The sequence below is a fragment of the Streptomyces sp. CA-106110 genome, assembly GCF_050936285.1.
Classification (GTDB): domain Bacteria; phylum Actinomycetota; class Actinomycetes; order Streptomycetales; family Streptomycetaceae; genus Streptomyces.
The window spans coordinates 10,126,271-10,143,608 of sequence record NZ_JBNJNB010000001.1 but is presented as its reverse complement, the minus strand read 5'-3'; the positions used below and the strand labels follow the sequence as shown (position 1 = coordinate 10,143,608).

The window sequence follows — 17,338 nt, the reverse complement described above, 5'->3', positions numbered from 1 at the left end:
TGGCGGGCACTCGGGGAAGTGAAAGGAGGACTGTCGACATGACGACGTCCACGAAGCAGGCGCCCGAAGCGACGCCCGTGAAGCGGCCGATGCTCGGCTGGGCCAAGGCGGTCATCGCTCTCGTCGCGGTGCTCGCGTTGCTGTTCGCCGGGCTGCGGCTGAGCGTGCTGCCGGGACTGCGCGACCTGTTCGGCACCGAGACGCACGACCGGTCGGGGCCCGTGCTCCTGCAGTCCATCCAGGACATGAGCCGCTACGAGGCCGCCTCCGGCAACTTCCAGGTGGTCGTGGACCTGGAGAAGGACTCCAGGTTCCTGCCGTCGGCGATCCGCGGCACCCGCACCCTGTACGTGGGCGCGGGCACCGTGGACGCCTACGTCGACCTCGGCAAGGTGAGCCAACAGGACGTGACGGTCAACGACGACCGTACGTCCGCCACGCTCCGGCTCCCCCACGCGGCGCTGGGCAAACCCACCCTCGACCCCGACCGCTCGTACGCCGTCTCCAAACAGCGGGGCCTCCTGGACCGTATCGGCGACCTCTTCTCGGACAACCCCAACAGCGAACGTGCCGTGCAGAAACTGGCGGTCCAGCACATCGGCGAGGCGGCCAGGGAGAGCGAGCTCACAACCCGCGCCGAGGCGAATACCACCAGCATGCTCGACGGACTGCTGAAGTCGCTCGGCTTCGAGGAGGTGAAGGTGTCGTACGGCACCTGAGCGGCGGCCGCGCGCTCAACCGGACAGGACCCCGGGCAGAGCCAGCGCCCCGAGCAGGGCCGCGCCCGCCAGCACCCACGCCACATAGTCCCCGATGTGCCCGGACTGCAGGTGACGCAGCGGCAGCGTCCACCTCCGTTCTGCCAGGAGTTGGGGGCGGGTGACGGCGAGCGCGGCCAGCCCGGCGGCCAGAGCGGTGGAGGTCAGTCCCAGCAGGACGCCGGGCAGGTTCCAGTGGGGCGAGGCGAACGCCCCGCCGGAGCCCGCCTCGTTGACGGAGTGCGCCACGGCCGTGGCGAGGCCCGGGGTCACCCCGACGGCGAGTGCCGCGGCGAGCAGCAGGGCGGGCACGGCGGTCATGGTGTCCGGGATCCGGCTCAGCCGCTGCGGGGTCTCGGGCTCCTCGCCGGTCCCGGTGGTCTCGTAGGGCTCCGCGCCCCGTGGTCGTGGCCCGAGCCCGTAGAAGACACGCGCGGCGACCCGCAGCACCGCGCCCCCCGTCACCGCGGACACCGCCACGTAGAACACGGTCAGCGGCGCGCCTACCGCCTCCTCGACGGCCGCTTTGCCGAGGGAGGTGCCGAAGGGCGGCAGACCGGCGAGTGCCAGTCCGCCGATCACGTACATCGCCGCGACCCCGCGCAGCCGGCGGGCGAGGCCGTGCAGCGCGTACTCGTCCACCGAGCCGAACCGGTCGAGCAGGACGCCGGTGCAGGCGAACAGGGCGGCCTTGACGCCCGCATGGCCGAGGCGGTACAGGGCGACCCCGTCGTCCGCCTCGGGCGAGAGAGTCCCGATGCCGACGAGGAACAGTCCCATGTGGGCGACCGTCGAGCAGGCGAGCAGCCGCTTCACATGCCGTTGGTACCAGCACATGAGGGCGCCCACCACGCCGGTCAGGATGCCGAGCACGAACAGGGCCCGCTCCAGGTCGGCCGCCGGGATCCCGCCGGGTCCGGAGAAGACGGTGCCGTACACGCGCCAGACCCCGTACACGCCCATCTCGACCATCACACCCGACAGCAGCATGCACACCGGGGTGGGTGCGACGGCGTGCGCGTCGGGCAGCCAGAAGTGGAACGGCACGGCGGCGGCCTTGACCAGCAGTCCGGTCAGGACGAGGACGAAGGCGGCGAGGGTCAGCGCGTCGGGCCCGCCATGGGCGTCGAGTCCCCGTCCGATCTGGGTCATGGCGAGTTCGCCGGTCCGTGCGTACAGCAGAGCGATGCCCATGAGCATCGCGTACGCGCCCAGAGAGTTGATCACGCCGAAGGTCAGCGCCCCCTGCACGGCCTTGGCCTCCTCGACCCGATGGCCGGTCAGGGCGTATGCGGCGGCTCCCATCAACTCGAAGAAGACGAAGGCGTTGAACAGGTCGCCCGTGATCGAGAAGCCGCACATGCCGCCGAGGAAGAGCAGCATGAGGGCGGGGAAGGAACCGGCGTGCCGGCGTGGCGGTTCGTCGAAGTAGTGCCAGGAGTAGGCGAGGGCGGCCAGGGTCAGCACGGCTGCGAGGGCGGCCATACCGAGCCCGGTGCCGTTGCCGACGAGAACGATGCCGACGCTCTCGCCGTTCACGGGTGTCCAGGCACCGACCCATTCGACGAGCGGCGGCGAGGAGTTGAGGCACAGCCAGACCGCTAGGCCCGCGGTGCCGGCCGCGACGGCGCACGCGGTGCTCTCGGCCACGGCACGCGGCAGCCGGCGCCCGCAGACGACGAGCAGGGCGGCGTCGAGCAGCGGAACGGCGACGAGTAGCGGCAGCAGGTGGTTCATCAGCCGCGCAGCTCCCGCAGTTCGTCCGGGTCGACGGTGCCGTGGCGTTTGGAGATCTGCATCACGAGGGCGAGCAGCAGGGCGGTGACCGTGGCGCCGACCACGACGTCGGTCAGGGTGAGGGCCTGCACGACCGGGTCCACGACGGGCCGTGAGCCCGGCTTGATGTCGGAGTAGACGGGCGCGGTGGCGCCGTGGCGGTACCCGACCGCCAGCAGAAGGACATAGGTGGAGGACTGGCAGACGGCGAGGCAGCCGACCGCGTGGATCAGATTGCGGCTGGTCGCGAGGCCGTGGCAACCGGTCAGAAAGATCCAGACGGCCACGACATACGGCAGTACGGTCATCGTTTCGCGTCCTCTTGCTCGATCTCGACGGCCTGGTCCAGGAACCGCGCGAGCAGGACGACGACCGCGCAGGCGACTTCCATGCCGATGGCGGCGTTCAGCAGCGGCACGGTGCCACCGGACGAGAGGGTGTTCAATGTGCCGTACGGCAGCAGGGTGTTGGCGAGGAAGGCCGTGCCCGCGAGCAGGCCGGCCAGCCCGGTGACCAGATAGCCGCAGGCGGCGAGCGCGTCACCGACCTCGTACAGGCCGAGCGGCCGGACGCGCTCCAGGGCACGGTAGTCGGCGCCGAGGTAGAGCAGGTGCAGGGCGGTCGCGACGACCACTCCGCCCTGGAAGCCGCCGCCGGGGCTGAGCTGGCCGTGGGCGACCACATACAGACCGCAGACCACGGCGACGGGCAGGATGACGAGCGCGTAGCGGCGGACCGGGAGCGCGACCTCCTCGGGCTCGGGCTTCGCGCGTTTCTCGTCACGGGTCTGGCGGAGCAGGACGACCGTGCCGAGGACCGAGGCGAAGAGGATGCTCATCTCGCCGAGCGTGTCGAAGGCACGCTGGTCGAAGTTGACGGAGGCGATGGTGTTGGCCGTCCGCCGGGACAGGGAGGCGCGGACGGCCCGTTCGCCGTACGGGTGCCAGGCGCCGCCGAAGCCGGGCAGGTCGAAGCACGCGGTGACGAGCAGGGCCGCCAAGCCGGTGGAGGCGAGGGCCAGGAGGACGAGCCGTGCGCGCCGCGTCACCGCGCCTTCCCCTTCCCGTCCTTCTCCTTCCGCCTGACCTTGCGCACCGACAGCAGCAGAAGAAGCGGGGTCAGGGCGGAGCCCACGGCGAGCTGGGACAGGGCCACGTCCGGTGCCTGTGCCACCGTGAACAGCAGGGCGAGGGCGACACCGAGCACCGACAGGACGAGAGCCTGACGGACGGGGTCGCGGACGGCGACGGCCGCGGTCGCCGAGGCGGCGACCAGCAGCAGGACCACGACGATCAGCGGGTCATCCACGGCGACTCCCGGCGTATCCGCCCGAAAGGGCCCGCGAGGCGACGAGATTGCCGCCGATCAGCAGCGCCCCGACGACCAGCAGTTTGACCATGGCCCTCCCCGGCCCGGTGACGGCGCACAGGATCAGGACGACCACCGCTCCGTAGGCCGCGACGGCGAGGGTGACGCCCTGGGCGTGTGGGGGGTCCTCGGCCAGGTCGTCGGCGAGCAACCGGGCGAAGACCAGGGTGCCGACCGGGCCGAGGAGCGCGAGGAGGAGAGCGAGGTCCACGTACGCCGGGCGCGCGAAGCCCTGGGAGAGCAGGAGCAGTCCGGGGCAGGCGACCGCGCTGGACAGGTTCTGGGCGACGACCCGGCGGCTCAGCGGTCCGGTGGCGACGCCCCACACTGTGGCGCCGACGCCCAGCGCGAGGGCGATGGTGGCCGTCAGGATCCAGCCGTTCACCAGGCGCCCACCGCCCGTCGTGCGGCGAAGGCGGCGACGAGTGCAGAGGACGCCCCGACGACCCATTCCAGAGTGTCGACGGTGCTGATGAGAACCAGCCAGAGCACGGTGAGACCGGCCCACCAGCCGAGGACTTCGAGCCCCGCCCGGAGCGTCGTACGCGCGTTCATGCACCACCTCCGTCCACCGCCGCCCAGGGGAATGTCCGGTATGTCATCCAAGCACCGCACCCAGCTCGCGAAGTGACGGCGCGCGAGCGGCTGCAGCCCGTAGTGCCCCGCGCGTGGGAACGGAAACCGGCCGCGCCACATCTGGCCGACCTGCTCCGGGGGCCCGCGGGCCGCAGCGTCAGCACCGGCATCGCGGGTAAGCGCCCTTACCGACGGCGAAGTTGACGGCGGGAGAATGGGATGGCACGCACGGTGTCGGGCGCGCGGACCGGGAAGTCCGGCCACAGCAAGGCAACGACGGCCCCACCGGAGCGCAGGCCGCTGCCGCTCCCCCTCCGGCTGCTGGTCATGGCCCTGGCCTTCGCGGCGATGGTGGCGTTCGCCGCGGCACTGACCCGGACGACGCTGGAGCCCTCGCCCGCCTCCCGGGCACTCGTCCACAGCAACCTGCGGCCGGGCGACTCCCTGCGCATCTATCTGGACCAGCCCGCGACTCGGGACGCCGTCAAGCAGATCGGCGGCAACCTCCTGCTCGGCGTGCCGTTCGGCATCCTCCTGCCGGTGCTCGCGCCCGGGACCCGGCGCCTTGTGCGCGTCGGGCTCATCACCGCGGTCGTCATGCTGATGGTCGAGCTGGTCCAGGGTGCGGTCGTCACCGGGCGCGCGTTCGACATCGACGACGTCATCCTCAACACCACGGGCGCACTGCTCGGTTACCTGGTCCTGGGGCGGCGACTGGGACGCGCGGTGCATGCGCGCAAGCGCCGTCGGACGTGACGCGGTGGTCCGCGCTCCGCGCGCGGCAAGGGGTCAACTATTGGTCCGTACCAGGGCCTTGACGCTCCCTTATTTCATCTCTTGAATCAAGAAGCGAATCAACGCCCCACGGAACCCCCGCGGCGCGGCCGGCGCTCCCGGCCGCGCCCACACCCCCCACCTCAGTCGGCCCACCCGTGTCCGGGCGGCCGTACGGAAGGGAGCGTCATGCACTCCCCGCGCCTGCTCCGCAGATGTCTACTCGCCGCACTCTCCGCGGTGCTCGCCGCTTCGGCCTTCACCGGCCCCGCCCACGCGACCCCGGAGGCGGCGGACGCGACCGTCTTCTCCGACACCTTCGACGGCCCCGCCGGGTCCGCCGTCGACTCCTCCAAGTGGCAGATCGAGACCGGCGACAACGTCAACAACCATGAGCGGCAGTACTACACGTCGGGCAACAAGAACGCGGCGCTGGACGGTCAGGGCCATCTGGTGATCACGGCTCGCCGTGAGAACCCGGCGGGCTACCAGTGCTGGTACGGCACCTGCCAGTACACGTCGGCCCGGCTGAACACCTCAGGGAAGTTCACCGCGCAGTACGGCCACGTCGAGGCCCGGATGAAGATCCCGCGCGGGCAGGGCATGTGGCCCGCGTTCTGGATGCTCGGGACACCGGTCAACTGGCCAGACTCGGGCGAGATCGACATCATGGAGAACGTCGGCTACGAGCCCTCGACCGTCCACGGCACCATCCACGGGCCCGGCTACTCGGGCTCCGGCGGGATAGGCGCCCCGTACTCGCTGCCGGGCGGCCAGGCCTTCGCGGACGCGTTCCACACCTTCGCGGTGGACTGGGCCCCCGACTCGATCACCTGGTCCGTGGACGGAAATGCCTACCAGCGGCGGACCCCGGCCGATCTGGGCGGGAAGACCTGGGTGTTCAACAAGCCGTTCTTCCTGATCCTGAACCTCGCGGTCGGCGGGTACTGGCCGGGCGACCCCGACGGCTCGACCGTGTTCCCCCAGCAACTCGTCGTGGACTCGGTGTCGGTGACGACCAGCAACAGCTCCGGCGGTACCGGTGGCGCCATCACCGGGCTCGCGGGCAAGTGCGTGGACGTGGCGGGGGCGAATCCCGCCAACGGCACAGCGGTCCAGCTCTACGACTGCAACGGCACCGCCGCCCAGAAGTGGACGGTGGGTTCGGACGGCACCCTGCGGGCGCTCGGCAAGTGCCTGGACGTTGTGAACAACGGCACGGCGGACGGCTCCAAGGTCCAGTTGTGGGACTGCACCGGCGGACCGAACCAGAAGTGGACGGTGACCGCCGCCCACGACATCGTGAACCGTTCCTAAGGACTGAGCATGGGTTGCACGGGCTCAGTCGGACGCTCCGAACGGTGTTGGGCGTCCTGGTCTCCCGCGTTCGCGCCGCGTCTGGTCCCAGTGGATCGTGTCCGTGGTCCAAGGATGCGGGGGCGGGTTCCCTCACGCCCGCGGGTGCCGTGTCCGGCCTGGGCGGTCCGATGCTCCTGTCCATCGCTCTGGTGGGCAGGAGGCGGTGCCGTCCGTCGCCGGATGCGGTGCCCCAGGGCGCGCCTGCCGATCGCGATGCTCGCGGCATCGTGACGGGTGGTTTTCCGGGTCTTGCCGGTGGGAGGTTTTTGCCAGTGCTGGGCGCCCCACCGGCTGGTGTAGGCCGGGTCGACGGCGATGATGGGGATGCCGAGTTCGGCCGCCATGCTGACGAGCCGGGCCCGCAGCTTGGATACGGGCATGCCGGAGATCAACCGCCTGAACCGCTTCCGGCGCCCGTGCTTCTCCCGGGTCTTCTCCGCGCTGAAGTCGAGGTCTTCGATCGCGATCGACAGGCCGCGGCGTTTGGCCCAGTGCAGGAGCCGGATCAGTGCATGCCGTACCTGGGCATCACGATGGTTCGCGGTGCCGGACAGGTCGTAGACGAACCGGCGCGGTTCGCCGCAAGGATTGCCGTGCGCGTCCAGCCGCCACGCGGCGAGGTGGTCGGCGTTGGTGTCGACGCCGATCAGACCGCCGGTGCGGGCGTGGGACAGGGGAACGGTCTTGACCGGTGGGATGGTCCAGGAGGCGGTGAGGTACCAGCGGGCGCGGTCTGTGTCGTAGTGGATGCGGTAGGCCACGGACCGGTTCGTGGTGATGCGGTCGGCCCACTCGTCGCTGCGGTGGTGGAAGAGGGCAGCGCCCGTGAGCGTATACCGGCCGTGGGGGGCGTTGGCGAGGTGGGCGAGCGGGGCAGGGAGCTTGAGGGAGACCTCGCCGTCCGGGGTGACGCGGATCGTCTCATTGCCGAACCGCTTGCCCGATTCCCCGTCCGCCTGCACAAACCAGCGCGATGCTTCCCAGCGTTGCCGCCACTGGGCCTGCGTGAGCTGGGCGGCCTTGAGGTGGTGCCGGTTGCGCGCGAGCCGCTTCCCGCCGCGCACGATGCGGACGCGGCCAACGGCGCCGTCGGCCTGCTCGGCACTGAGCCGGTCGTGAAGGACCTGCAGGCGTCGGCTCTTGGCGAACCACTCCTTGGCGCTGCGGTAGCCGCCCGGCGCCCGCCTGCTTCCCTTCTCCCCGATTGGCAGGGACAGGCGGTGCGCGATCGTCCGCACGCCCGCCTGAAGGCTTTGGATGTGCGCGAGTTGGGCACGCCTGGACAGCGCCCACTGATCGTGGGTGGCCTTGGTAATGCTCCCGGCCCAGCGCGACGAAGACTCCTCCGTGAGGGCCCGCTTGCGCTCCGCCCACGTATCCGTGGAGTGCTCCAGACCGTCGGCGCACCGGCGTTTGAGGTCTCGTGAGGCCAGCGAGCCCAGATGCGCGCCCACCAGGCGCAACACCTCCTCGTCGGCGGCGCTCAGGTGCTTTAGGCGGGTGCGGATCGCCACGCCGGACGGGCCGACGGCCACGAAGGGAGCAGCGATCGTGCGCAGCGACCCCTCACGCATCGATGTACCCCCCTCCCCAACGCTTGATCGGCAACAGGAAGAACGGTACCGGCCGGCACTGACAGTGCCCGCCATACGACGTGTGCGCGCCGCAACACCACGAACCAGTACATGCTCGTGCACACCCACACACGCTCCTGCACGTCTGAAAATGAACAGTTCCCAACCCCCAGGCGAACAAGTGCCTGGACGTGACGGACAACAACTCCGCCAACGGCACGCGGCTGCAGATCTGGTCGTGTTCCGGTGGCGCCAACCAGAAGTGGACGGTCGGCTGACCGACCGCCACCCCCGCCGGCCGTCGACCGCTCCGTCCGCCCGCCAGACCGCGGCGGGCGGAGCGGTCGGCGCACGGTCCGCGCAGCTGCCGGGGCCGACCCGGCGTGAGGCCCGCACGACGGCGCGCGGATCCGCCGTGGCGCCCGTGGTGCCGCGAGGAGACCCTCCCGGGCACCGGACCGGCCCTAGTGCAGCGTCCAGGTCAGCTTGTCGCCGCCCACCCAGCGGACCACCTCGGGGTCGTCGAGGTCGTGGACGGGGACGCCGCACTCCGCGGCCACGTCCAGCACGTCGACGAGCGATCTCGCCCGGCCGACCATCTCACCGTCCACCTCCACGATGCGGAACGGCGGCGTGCCCGGCTGGACCTTGAGCACCGTGATCCGCGGATGGGAGATGTGCGGACTCGCGATTTCGGTCATGCATAGAGCGTAGAGCGCATCTCGCCACTCGGCGGCGGGGGGGTGGTGAGCGCACGCTCTGGCGGGCAGCACGTGCCGTGCCACGCCTCGCCGCCATCGTTGGCCCGGCCGGGTGATGGAGCGGGGGGCGCGCCGCCGTGCGGGCCCGGCGTCGCTGGGCAACGCTGGGGGTAGGAGGTGTCGATGGAGCCCGTCGCAGCCCTGGACCGCATCGCCTTCCTGCTGGAGCGGGCCGGGGCCCCGACGTACCGCGTCCGGGCGTTCCGCACCGCCGCCGCGGTGCTGTCCCAGCTGCCCGAGGACGAGATCGCCGGACGAGCGGCCGCCGGGACCCTCGAGTCCCTCAAGGGCATCGGCCCGAAGACGGCCCAGGTGGTTCGGGAGGCGCTGGCCGGGCGGACCCCCGGCTACCTGGAGAAGCTGGAGCAGGAGGGCGGCGCTCCGCTCGCTCGGGGCGGCGAACGGCTCCTGGCGCTGCTGCGTGGCGACTGCCATCTGCACTCCGACTGGTCGGACGGCGGCAGCCCGATCGAGGAGATGGGGCGGACCGCCGCGCGGCTCGGGCACGAGTGGGCGGTGCTCACCGACCACTCGCCCCGGCTCACGGTCGCCCGGGGGCTGTCCGCCGAGCGGCTGCGCGAACAGCTGGACGTGGTGGCCGGGCTCAACGCACGGTGGGCCCCGTTCCGGCTGCTGACCGGCATCGAGTGCGACATCCTCGACGACGGGTCGCTGGACCAGGAGCCGGAACTCCTCGACCGGCTGGACGTGGTGGTGGTGTCCGTGCACTCCAAGCTGCGCATGGACGCACCGTCGATGACGCGCCGCATGATCGCCGCCGTCCGCAATCCGCTCGCCGACGTGCTCGGTCACTGCACGGGACGGCTGGTCACCGGGCGCGGGCGCCCCGAGTCGGAGTTCGACGCGGACGCGGTGTTCGCCGCGTGCGCCGAGTCCGGTACGGCGGTGGAGATCAACAGCCGGCCCGAGCGGCTGGACCCGCCCCGGCGGCTGCTGCGCAGGGCCCTCGATGCGGGGGTCCTGTTCTCGATCGACACCGACGCGCATGCGCCGGGCCAGCTGGACTGGCAGATCCACGGCTGCGCCCGGGCCGAGGAGTGCGGGGTGCCGCCCGAGCGCGTGATCACGACGTGGACCGCGGACGAGCTGCTCGCCTGGACGCGCGGGCGGACGGTTCCCGCGCGTGTGGCGGCCACCTGACGTGGTACCCGACGCGATACGTGAGGGAGGACTGGCATATGGGACGGGCGGCCGTGTTCGACGTCGACGGCACTCTCGTCGACACCAATCATCTGCACGTCACGACGTGGTGGGAGGCGTTCCGGCAGGCCGGTCACCAGGTGCCGATGCACGCCATCCACCGGTCGGTGGGCCTCGGCTCCGAGGATCTGATCGCCCACCTGCTGGGCGGCCGGGACCGGGAAGAGGTCGACTTGCTGGTCGCCACGCACACGGCCCTCTACGGCACGTTCTTCGACCGGCTGCCCCCGTTCAAGGACGCCGGACGGCTGCTGCGCCGGCTCGACCACGACGGCTGGGACGTCGTGCTCGCCACGTCGGCGAGCGGGCCGGAGCTGTCGGCGCTGCGCCGCGCCATCGGAGCGGACGACGCCATCGCGGCGACGGCGAGTGCGGACGACGTGGACGCCGGCAAACCCGCGCCCGAGCCGGTGGAACACGCTCTGGAGCTGACCGGCGTGCCGCCCGAGCAGGCCGTGTTCGTGGGCGACACGGTGTGGGACATGAAGGCGGGGACCCGGGCCGGGGTGACGTGCGTGGGCCTGCTGTCCGGCGGCATTCCGCGGGCCGACCTGCAAGAGGCCGGCGCCCGCGCCATCTACCGGGATCCGGCCCACCTGCTGGCCATGCTGGGCGACAGTCCGCTCGCGCCGGACACCTAGGCCGGTCTCCACGGAGCTCACGGGCGCACAGCTCATGAGCAGTGACGTAGATCACTATCGAGTGGCTGAATTTCCGGAACACCAGCCGGTAGTTTCCCGTTGAACGATCCGTGGGAGCGGACGGAACAGTGTCCCCGGGCCTCATCCTGCGCCCACAGGGACGATCGTTCGGCTGAAGCCCTGTGGAGCCTTTCGCCGAGAGGCGACCGCCGTCCGCGCCCACCACCGACTGCCCCGGCCGTGAATCCCCCGTCACGGTCGGGGCTTCTCCATGTCCGGACACCACGTCCGCACACGGCGCGCCGGCGCCCGCTTGACTTCGAGCGCGCTCGAATTCGTAGCGTGCACAGCATGAGCACTGCACAACACAAGATCGGGTCGGGTTTCGGCGCCGGCAGCACCGCCGACGACGTACTTCACGGAATCGACCTCTCCGGCAAGCTGGCGGTGGTGACGGGCGGCTACTCCGGGCTCGGCCTGGAGACGACGCGTGCGCTCCGCAAGGCGGGCGCCCGGGTCGTCGTTCCGGCGCGGCGCCCGGCCGCCGCCGAGGAAGCGCTGGCGGGCCTCGACGGGGTGGAGGTGGACGAGCTCGACCTCGGTGACCTTCAGAGCGTGAGCGCCTTCGCCGACCGGTTCCTGGCCTCCGGCCACACCGTCGACATCATGATCAACAGCGCCGGGATCATGGCCTGCCCGGAGACCCGGGTGGGGCCCGGCTGGGAGGCGCAGTTCGCCACCAACCACCTGGGCCACTACGCGCTCGTCAACCGCCTGTGGCCTGCGATCGAGCCGGGCGGGGCGCGGGTCGTGTCCGTGTCGTCCGCCGGCCACCACCGCTCCGGCATCCGGTGGGACGACCTGCACTGGAAGCAGGGCTACGACAAGTGGGAGGCGTACGGGCAGGCGAAGACCGCGAACGTCCTCTTCGCGGTGCACCTCGACAGGCTCGGCAGAGAGCACGGCGTCCGGGCCTTCTCCCTGCACCCCGGCGGGATTCTCACCCCGCTGCAGCGTCATCTCGCCAAGGAGGAGATGATCGAGCGCGGCTGGATCGACGAGACCGGCGCGCTGGTGGACCCCGACGCCTTCAAGACGCCCGAGCAGGGCGCGGCCACCCAGGTGTGGGCCGCGACCTCGCCCCGGCTCGCGGACATGGGCGGGGTGTACTGCGAGGACTGCGACATCGCGGAACCGGCTCCGGCGGACGGCACGCGCGGCGGCGTCAAGGACTGGGCGATCGACCCGGAGCAGGCCGCGCGCCTGTGGGCGGTGTCCGCGGAGCTCACCGGCGTCGACGCGTTCGCGTCCCGCAGCTGAGGCGCGCGGGCCGGCCGCACCGGCGTCCGGCCCGCATCGGCCGCCTGCCGTGAACTCCCGCGGGCCGCGCCCGCGCTGCCGGCGCGGGGATCACATCGCGGAACGTCAGGCGGCGAAGCCCACGTTGGTCACGTACTCGTACTGGCCCCACTGCGAACCCAGATCGACGATCTGGTCGGTCCAGGCGTCGTCGAGGGCCTGGAGGTCGTTGTCGGACCAGGCCCGGACGATGGCGTCCCAGTGACGGATGTTCAGAGTGCGGAACTCCACGAACCGCTGGCGGGGACGGGACACCTGGGACTGGTTCACGGGGTGGAGCTCGACCCGCGTGCCACGCCCCTCGCGGTTGAGGCGGCCCAGGAGATAGCGGGCGACATTCTGGCGCCGGACCGTACGGTAGGCCGTCTCGATCCTCTCCAGGTTCGACCGCGAGGGGGCGCGTCTGCCCTCGAGCCACGCCTTCAGCGTGCGCCCGGTGACCGTCAGTCCGGCCTCGCGGGCCGCGGCGCGGGCGTGGTCGCTGCGCGTGAGGTAGTGCAGCCGGGCCAGCAGACCGCGCCGCGACGTCACCGGGCTCGCGACCCCGCCGGCGAGCGTGTCCAGTTGCCGGGCCACCGCCTCGCTGCCCTTGATCCCGCGGGCGCCGTACCTGCCGAACTCGATGGTGTGCTGCGGCACTCCCGCTCCTTGCTCAGTCGCCCGGCTCGCCCGCGGCGCCGGAATCGGTGTCGTCGCCCACGGTGTAGGTGTCCTTGATCTTCACCTCGGAGACGCCGCGCCCTTCCGGGAAGACACGCCGCCAGTCCCCGATCACGTGCAGTTCGTCGGTGCCCATCGCGCGCACGACGGTCAGCCCCTCCTCATGCGCCTTGTAGGCCTTCGCCCAGAGGTTGGCGAACGCCTGCGAACGGATCAGGTGCATCCAGTCGGGACGGTACAGCTCCCGGTTGTAGTTCGACTCCCCCATGGTGGAGACGAACTTGGAGTACATCGCCTTCACGTACTCCAGGGTCACCTCGTCGTCCTCGGCGATGGCCCGGTCGCGGGCGTCCTTGAGCGCCACGCGGAACTTCTCCAGCAGGTTCTCGGTCGCGCCCGAGGTGAAGGACTCATGGATCTCGGGCGGGTCGCACAGCGCGTACGTGGGACCCGACAGCCGCAGCAGCAGACGCAGGGTCGGCTCCGTGACCCACAGTGGACCCGGTTCGTCCCGGTTGCCGAGCGGATGGGGCATAACCCCGTCGTGCTCCCACGCAGGAGGTGTGATCAGGTGGACGCCGGCGCGCCTGCGGTCGTGGCCGAAGCCCGAGGAGTGCTCCAACTGGCCGATCGGCAGGTGCGTCTTGAGAGCCGACAGATACGCGCCGTTGATGTCGAGGGCCGTCACCTCGTGCCGGCCGGCGGGCAGTTCGGGCCGCGCCCACTTGGGGCGGGCCTCCCAGATCTCGTCCGAACCGCGGGCGGTCTGCTTGCGCAGGATGTCGGGGATCCAGGGGTGCGCCACGATGTCGTAGCGGCCGCCCTTCCGGGTCTGGTCCAGCAGTGCCATCGCGTCGGGGATGGCCCGCTTCACCAGTGCCGCGGTCGCCGCCTCCACATCGCCGGCGTGCGCGGCGAGCGCGGCGGCCACCGCCTCGCCGATGGGGTCCGGGTTCTCGGAGGCCGCCTTGACGCGGCGGCCCACTGGCACGACCTGGACGGATCCGGTGGGCTTGCGGTCCGCCTGCGGTGCGTCCACCTCGGCGGGCCGCCCGGGTGCCGCGGGCACCTTGCCGCACTCCCCCGGGTCCAGGTGCTGCGGGAATCCCGCCACCTGGTGCTGTGCGGGCTGCCCGCACAGCACACACGGCTGGGGCGCGGGCAACGCCTCCACGGCGTCGGCCTCACCGTCGAACTCCTGCCGCGGGTCCGCTTCGCCGGGGGCGGCCACCGTCTCCCGCGCGTCCGGCTCCGCCAGCTTCGTCCGGGCACCGTCCAGGAAGTACGCGTACTTCTCGCGCACTTCGCCGCTCGGGTCGCGTCCGGACTCCCAGCCGCCGACCGTGGAGGGACTGACCCCGAGGGCCTGGGCCACCTGCGTCCGGGACAGGTTCAACTCCTCGCGCAACGCGCGCCGTTCCTCGGCGGACGGCAGTGGGACCTCCTGCCGTGCACTGGCCAGCAGCGCGTCGATCGCCTCGAACTCCGTCACCGGGCCACCGCCTTCGGGCCACCGCGCAGCCGGAACCGGGCCGCCAGGTATCCATAGGCACAGGCCGGTGTCGGTACGGCGATCGCCGGCCTCATGTGTTCTCCCCAGGGCCATCCCACCCGGTCAGCCTATCCAGCCCCGTGGGTCATGGGCGCGAGGCAGGTCGCCGGGTCATGCGCCCGGAGGCCGAACTCACGGGCCGCCATGACAAAGGACCCCGTGCGATCGACGGGGTCCGGGCGCGACCCCCGGCCCGCGGGGTGTGCACGGCGTCCGCACGCCGTGCACACCCCGCGGGCCGGGTTCTCAAGAGCCGACGGCGTCCGGCCGCCGGTCCGACGGATCAGGCGGTGGACTCGTCCGGTACCGGGTGCTCGGGGTGGACCGTACCCGCGTGGGGTTTGCCCTTCCGGCCGGTACCCGCCTCGTCCGTGTCGGGTACGTCGGGGGCGGATGCGTCGGCGGTGCCCCGTGCGGGATCGGCGTCCCAGGGGTCTTCGCCCTCGCGGGCCTGCTGGTCCGGCATGTCACGCGGGATGGGGTCGGCACGCTCGCCGGGAGCCTCGTGCCGCTGTTCGGTCACGGCGTCCTCCTGCTCCTCTTCGCCAAGGGGCCCGCGATGGAGACGAGCCCTGTCCGGCCGAGGCGGCGAGTACCGCGAGGCACGGCACTGAAACCGCGGAAGCCGTCACGGGCTCGGTGAGGCGTGAGGCGCGCGCGGGCGACGCGTGTACGCGGCGGCTCTGGTGTGCGTGGGTCCCGGGGACGGTAAGAGCGCCGCAGGCGTCGCGTGCTCGACAAGTCGGGAGCTGCGCGGGCACCTGGCCCCGGCACGCGGGCGTCCCAGAACCCGGCGCCGCGCCGATCACGCGGCAAAACCACCGCAGGCATCGCCGACTCCGCAAGGCGCGAAGCTCGCGCAGGCCACCCCTGGCGCCCCGGCCCGGCATGCGCGCGTCTCGCAGCCGGGCGTGCGCCGATCAACGCACTCCAGCCGCCGCAGGCAGCGCGGGCTCGGCGACGCGGGAGCTGCACGCAGGCGACGACTGAGCCCCGGCCCGGCACGCTGCGCGCCGCTGATCAACGCAGTGCAACCGCCGCCGGCGTCACGCGCTCGGCAAGGCAGGAGATGCGCTAAGGCAACGCCTGAGCCACCGGGCCCCGGCACGAGACGCCCCGCCGATCAACGCGGCGAAACCACCGCCGGCGTCACGCGCTCGGCAAGGCAGGAGATGCGCTAAGGCAACGCCTGAGCCCCCTGGCCCCAGCGTGCGCGGGTCCCGCCGGGCAGCGCGGCGAAACCACCGCAGGCATCGCGCGCTCGGCGAGGCGGAGCTGGCGCGGGCACCGCGGTCCGCGGCAAGCGCGCCCCACAGCCCGCCGCCCGCCGATCAGCACGCTGGGCGATCGCAGGCATCGCCCGCTCGGCAAGGCGAGAGCTGCGCGGACGCAGCCGCCCCTGAGCGTCCGCGAGCCCGGCGCCCAGCCGGTCAGCGCGGTGTCCGTTCCTCCAGAGCCGTGCGCCACGCCGGTGGACGTTCCTCGTTCGTGGGCTCCGCGCGGCGGCCGCCGCGGGCGAAGAAGTCGGCGAGCGGCAGGATCGCCGCGCCGACCGTCACGGCGTCGGGGCCGAGCCTGCCGAGGTCGATGGAGACCCGCTCGGCCGGGTAGCGCAGCGCGTAGGACGTGGCGTACCGGCGCACGACGGCCAGGAACCGCGAGCCGAGCTGAAGGCCCGCCCAGCCGCCGATCAGGATCCGTTCGGGCTGGAAGAGGTTGACCAGGTCGGACAGGCCCGCGCCCAGGTACTCGGCGGTCTCCTCCAGGACGGCGAGCGCGACCGGGTCGGCGTCGGTGCCGTCCGGCGGGTAGGCCGCCGCCAGCATGGCGGTCAGCGCGGTCTCCTCGTCGACGCCCTCGGGCGGCCGGCCGCCCTCCTCGCGCCAGCGGTCGAGCAGGGCCTCCGCGCCCGCGTACGCCTCCAGGCAGCCGAGGGCGCCGCAGCGGCACCGGCGCCCCCTGACCCGTACGGTCAGATGGCCCCACTCCACGGCCCGGCCGCTGCCCACCTCCTCGGTGACCAGGCAGGCGCCGACACCGGAGCCGAAGAGGACCACGACCGCGTTGTGGGCACCGCGTCCGGCGCCGAACCACATCTCGGCCTGACCGAGGGTCCTGGCTCCGTTGTCTATGAAGTAGGGCACGGAGTCCGGGAGCCGCCCCGTGGAGCGGAGCAGGGATTCCAGTGGCACGGCGTCCCAGCCGATGGTCTGGCCGTGCACGACGGCGCCCTGCTCCGGGGTGCGGGCCACGATGCCGGGTACGCCGATGCCCACGCCCAGCAGTCCGTCGGGCGTGATGTCCGCGGCGGCCAGGACCTCCGCGATGCCGTCGCGGATGTGACCGACGACGACCTCGACGTCGTAGCGCTGGTGGACCAGCGGCCGTTCGGTGCGGGCGAGCTCGGTGAGGGTCAGGTCGAACAGCTCGACGCGGACACGGGTCTCGCCGACGTCGACGCCGATCATGTGGCCACTGGTCGGTGCCACCCGCAGCAGGGTGCGGGGACGGCCGCCGTCGGAGTCGACGCTGCCGGCCTCCTCCACCAGGCCGTCGGCGACCAGTTCGGCGACCACGTTGCTGATGGAGCCCGAGCTCAGACCCGTCGCCGGGCCCAGCTCGAAACGGCTCATCGGGCCGTCGAAATACAGTCGCTGCAGCACCTCGGCGCGATTCCCCCGGCGCAGGTCGCGCACCGTGCGCCCGTTCCGCCCCGTCATGTGGCTCCTTCCGGCCCTGCCCGACCTGCACGATACCGCTGTGGCACCTCGGACGCGCATTTCCTTGCACGCTTAAATCAGACCCTAATTTAAGACATGAGGACGTGCGAGGGTCCTGGTGGGTACCCCAGTGCGGGTCCGGACCGGCGCGGTCGGGGGCCGTGACGGGATCTCCGGGACGCGCCCCGCTCACCGGCCGTCCGCACAAAGCCCCTGGCTCGCCCCCGTGGACTCACTCT

General features: G+C 72.0%; 18 protein-coding genes and 1 pseudogene. 7 read left to right on the top strand and 12 right to left on the bottom strand.

Going from position 1 to position 17,338, the window contains the following annotated elements:
* Positions 1 to 38: 38 nt before the first annotated feature.
* On the top strand, positions 39 to 719 hold the full coding sequence (locus ACQEXA_RS46855) for a DUF4230 domain-containing protein (protein ID WP_433132913.1): 681 nt from the start codon (positions 39 to 41) through the stop codon (positions 717 to 719).
* Between the two features lie 15 nt (positions 720 to 734).
* On the opposite strand, the gene ACQEXA_RS46850 is transcribed toward ACQEXA_RS46855, so the two are convergent.
* From ACQEXA_RS46850 to ACQEXA_RS46825, 6 genes are read right to left on the bottom strand one after another with little or no spacing between them, the layout of a single operon-like run.
* Positions 735 to 2,495, bottom strand: a complete 1,761-nt coding sequence (locus ACQEXA_RS46850; RefSeq protein ID WP_432924613.1) for a complex I subunit 5 family protein — start codon at positions 2,493 to 2,495, stop codon at positions 735 to 737.
* Positions 2,495 to 2,842 (bottom strand): sodium:proton antiporter, encoded by a 348-nt coding sequence (locus ACQEXA_RS46845; protein WP_359409744.1) that lies wholly within the window; start codon positions 2,840 to 2,842, stop codon positions 2,495 to 2,497. The genes ACQEXA_RS46850 and ACQEXA_RS46845 overlap by 1 nt, the downstream gene beginning before the upstream one ends.
* Positions 2,839 to 3,582, bottom strand: coding sequence for an MnhB domain-containing protein (locus tag ACQEXA_RS46840; RefSeq protein WP_432924615.1), 744 nt, complete (start codon positions 3,580 to 3,582; stop codon positions 2,839 to 2,841). The genes ACQEXA_RS46845 and ACQEXA_RS46840 overlap by 4 nt, the downstream gene beginning before the upstream one ends.
* Entirely contained in the window at positions 3,579 to 3,842 is a 264-nt protein-coding gene (locus tag ACQEXA_RS46835; protein ID WP_359409748.1) for a Na(+)/H(+) antiporter subunit B, read from the bottom strand. The genes ACQEXA_RS46840 and ACQEXA_RS46835 overlap by 4 nt, the downstream gene beginning before the upstream one ends.
* Positions 3,835 to 4,287 carry a monovalent cation/H+ antiporter complex subunit F gene (locus tag ACQEXA_RS46830; RefSeq protein WP_432924618.1) on the bottom strand — a complete coding sequence of 151 codons (453 nt, stop codon included), beginning with the start codon at positions 4,285 to 4,287 and terminating at the stop codon, positions 3,835 to 3,837. Before ACQEXA_RS46830 ends, ACQEXA_RS46835 begins: the two co-directional genes overlap by 8 nt.
* The gene (locus ACQEXA_RS46825; RefSeq protein WP_432924620.1) at positions 4,284 to 4,457 is read right to left on the bottom strand and encodes a hypothetical protein; all 174 of its coding nucleotides are present in this window, start codon (positions 4,455 to 4,457) and stop codon (positions 4,284 to 4,286) included. Before ACQEXA_RS46825 ends, ACQEXA_RS46830 begins: the two co-directional genes overlap by 4 nt.
* 240 nt (positions 4,458 to 4,697) lie before the next feature.
* Between ACQEXA_RS46825 and ACQEXA_RS46820 the strand changes: the two genes are divergently transcribed.
* Positions 4,698 to 5,234 carry a VanZ family protein gene (locus tag ACQEXA_RS46820; RefSeq protein WP_432924622.1) on the top strand — a complete coding sequence of 179 codons (537 nt, stop codon included), beginning with the start codon at positions 4,698 to 4,700 and terminating at the stop codon, positions 5,232 to 5,234.
* 207 nt (positions 5,235 to 5,441) lie between these two features.
* On the top strand, positions 5,442 to 6,569 hold the full coding sequence (locus tag ACQEXA_RS46815; RefSeq protein ID WP_432924624.1) for a family 16 glycosylhydrolase: 1,128 nt from the start codon (positions 5,442 to 5,444) through the stop codon (positions 6,567 to 6,569).
* On the opposite strand, the gene ACQEXA_RS46810 is transcribed toward ACQEXA_RS46815, so the two are convergent.
* Positions 6,566 to 8,185, bottom strand: coding sequence for an IS200/IS605 family accessory protein TnpB-related protein (locus tag ACQEXA_RS46810; protein WP_433132911.1), 1,620 nt, complete (start codon positions 8,183 to 8,185; stop codon positions 6,566 to 6,568). The genes ACQEXA_RS46815 and ACQEXA_RS46810 overlap by 4 nt on opposite strands.
* A 158-nt stretch (positions 8,186 to 8,343) precedes the next feature.
* Between ACQEXA_RS46810 and ACQEXA_RS46805 the strand changes: the two are divergent.
* Positions 8,344 to 8,463: pseudogene (locus ACQEXA_RS46805) on the top strand (RICIN domain-containing protein); the annotation flags it as partial.
* A 186-nt stretch (positions 8,464 to 8,649) separates the two neighbouring features.
* Here the strand turns inward: ACQEXA_RS46805 and ACQEXA_RS46800 are convergent.
* The gene (locus tag ACQEXA_RS46800; protein ID WP_359409758.1) at positions 8,650 to 8,886 is read right to left on the bottom strand and encodes a hypothetical protein; all 237 of its coding nucleotides are present in this window, start codon (positions 8,884 to 8,886) and stop codon (positions 8,650 to 8,652) included.
* A 183-nt stretch (positions 8,887 to 9,069) separates the two neighbouring features.
* Between ACQEXA_RS46800 and ACQEXA_RS46795 the strand changes: the two genes are divergently transcribed.
* From ACQEXA_RS46795 to ACQEXA_RS46785, 3 genes are all read left to right on the top strand, one after another.
* A complete protein-coding gene (locus ACQEXA_RS46795) occupies positions 9,070 to 10,107 on the top strand; it encodes a PHP domain-containing protein (protein ID WP_432924628.1) in 1,038 nt (345 codons plus the stop codon).
* A 38-nt stretch (positions 10,108 to 10,145) separates the two neighbouring features.
* Positions 10,146 to 10,808, top strand: a complete 663-nt coding sequence (locus ACQEXA_RS46790) for an HAD family hydrolase (RefSeq protein ID WP_432924630.1) — start codon at positions 10,146 to 10,148, stop codon at positions 10,806 to 10,808.
* 351 nt (positions 10,809 to 11,159) lie between these two features.
* Positions 11,160 to 12,128 (top strand): SDR family NAD(P)-dependent oxidoreductase, encoded by a 969-nt coding sequence (locus ACQEXA_RS46785; RefSeq protein ID WP_433132909.1) that lies wholly within the window; start codon positions 11,160 to 11,162, stop codon positions 12,126 to 12,128.
* Between the two features lie 105 nt (positions 12,129 to 12,233).
* Here the strand turns inward: ACQEXA_RS46785 and ACQEXA_RS46780 are convergent, their stop codons facing one another.
* From ACQEXA_RS46780 to ACQEXA_RS46765, 4 genes are all read right to left on the bottom strand, one after another.
* Positions 12,234 to 12,806 carry a transcriptional regulator gene (locus ACQEXA_RS46780; RefSeq protein WP_432924634.1) on the bottom strand — a complete coding sequence of 191 codons (573 nt, stop codon included), beginning with the start codon at positions 12,804 to 12,806 and terminating at the stop codon, positions 12,234 to 12,236.
* 13 nt (positions 12,807 to 12,819) lie between these two features.
* Entirely contained in the window at positions 12,820 to 14,319 is a 1,500-nt protein-coding gene (locus ACQEXA_RS46775) for a helix-turn-helix domain-containing protein (protein ID WP_433132907.1), read from the bottom strand.
* Positions 14,320 to 14,662: 343 nt separating this feature from the next.
* On the bottom strand, positions 14,663 to 14,902 hold the full coding sequence (locus tag ACQEXA_RS46770) for a hypothetical protein (protein ID WP_432924638.1): 240 nt from the start codon (positions 14,900 to 14,902) through the stop codon (positions 14,663 to 14,665).
* Positions 14,903 to 15,809: 907 nt separating this feature from the next.
* Positions 15,810 to 17,099, bottom strand: coding sequence for an ROK family protein (locus ACQEXA_RS46765; protein ID WP_432924640.1), 1,290 nt, complete (start codon positions 17,097 to 17,099; stop codon positions 15,810 to 15,812).
* Positions 17,100 to 17,338: the final 239 nt, after the last annotated feature.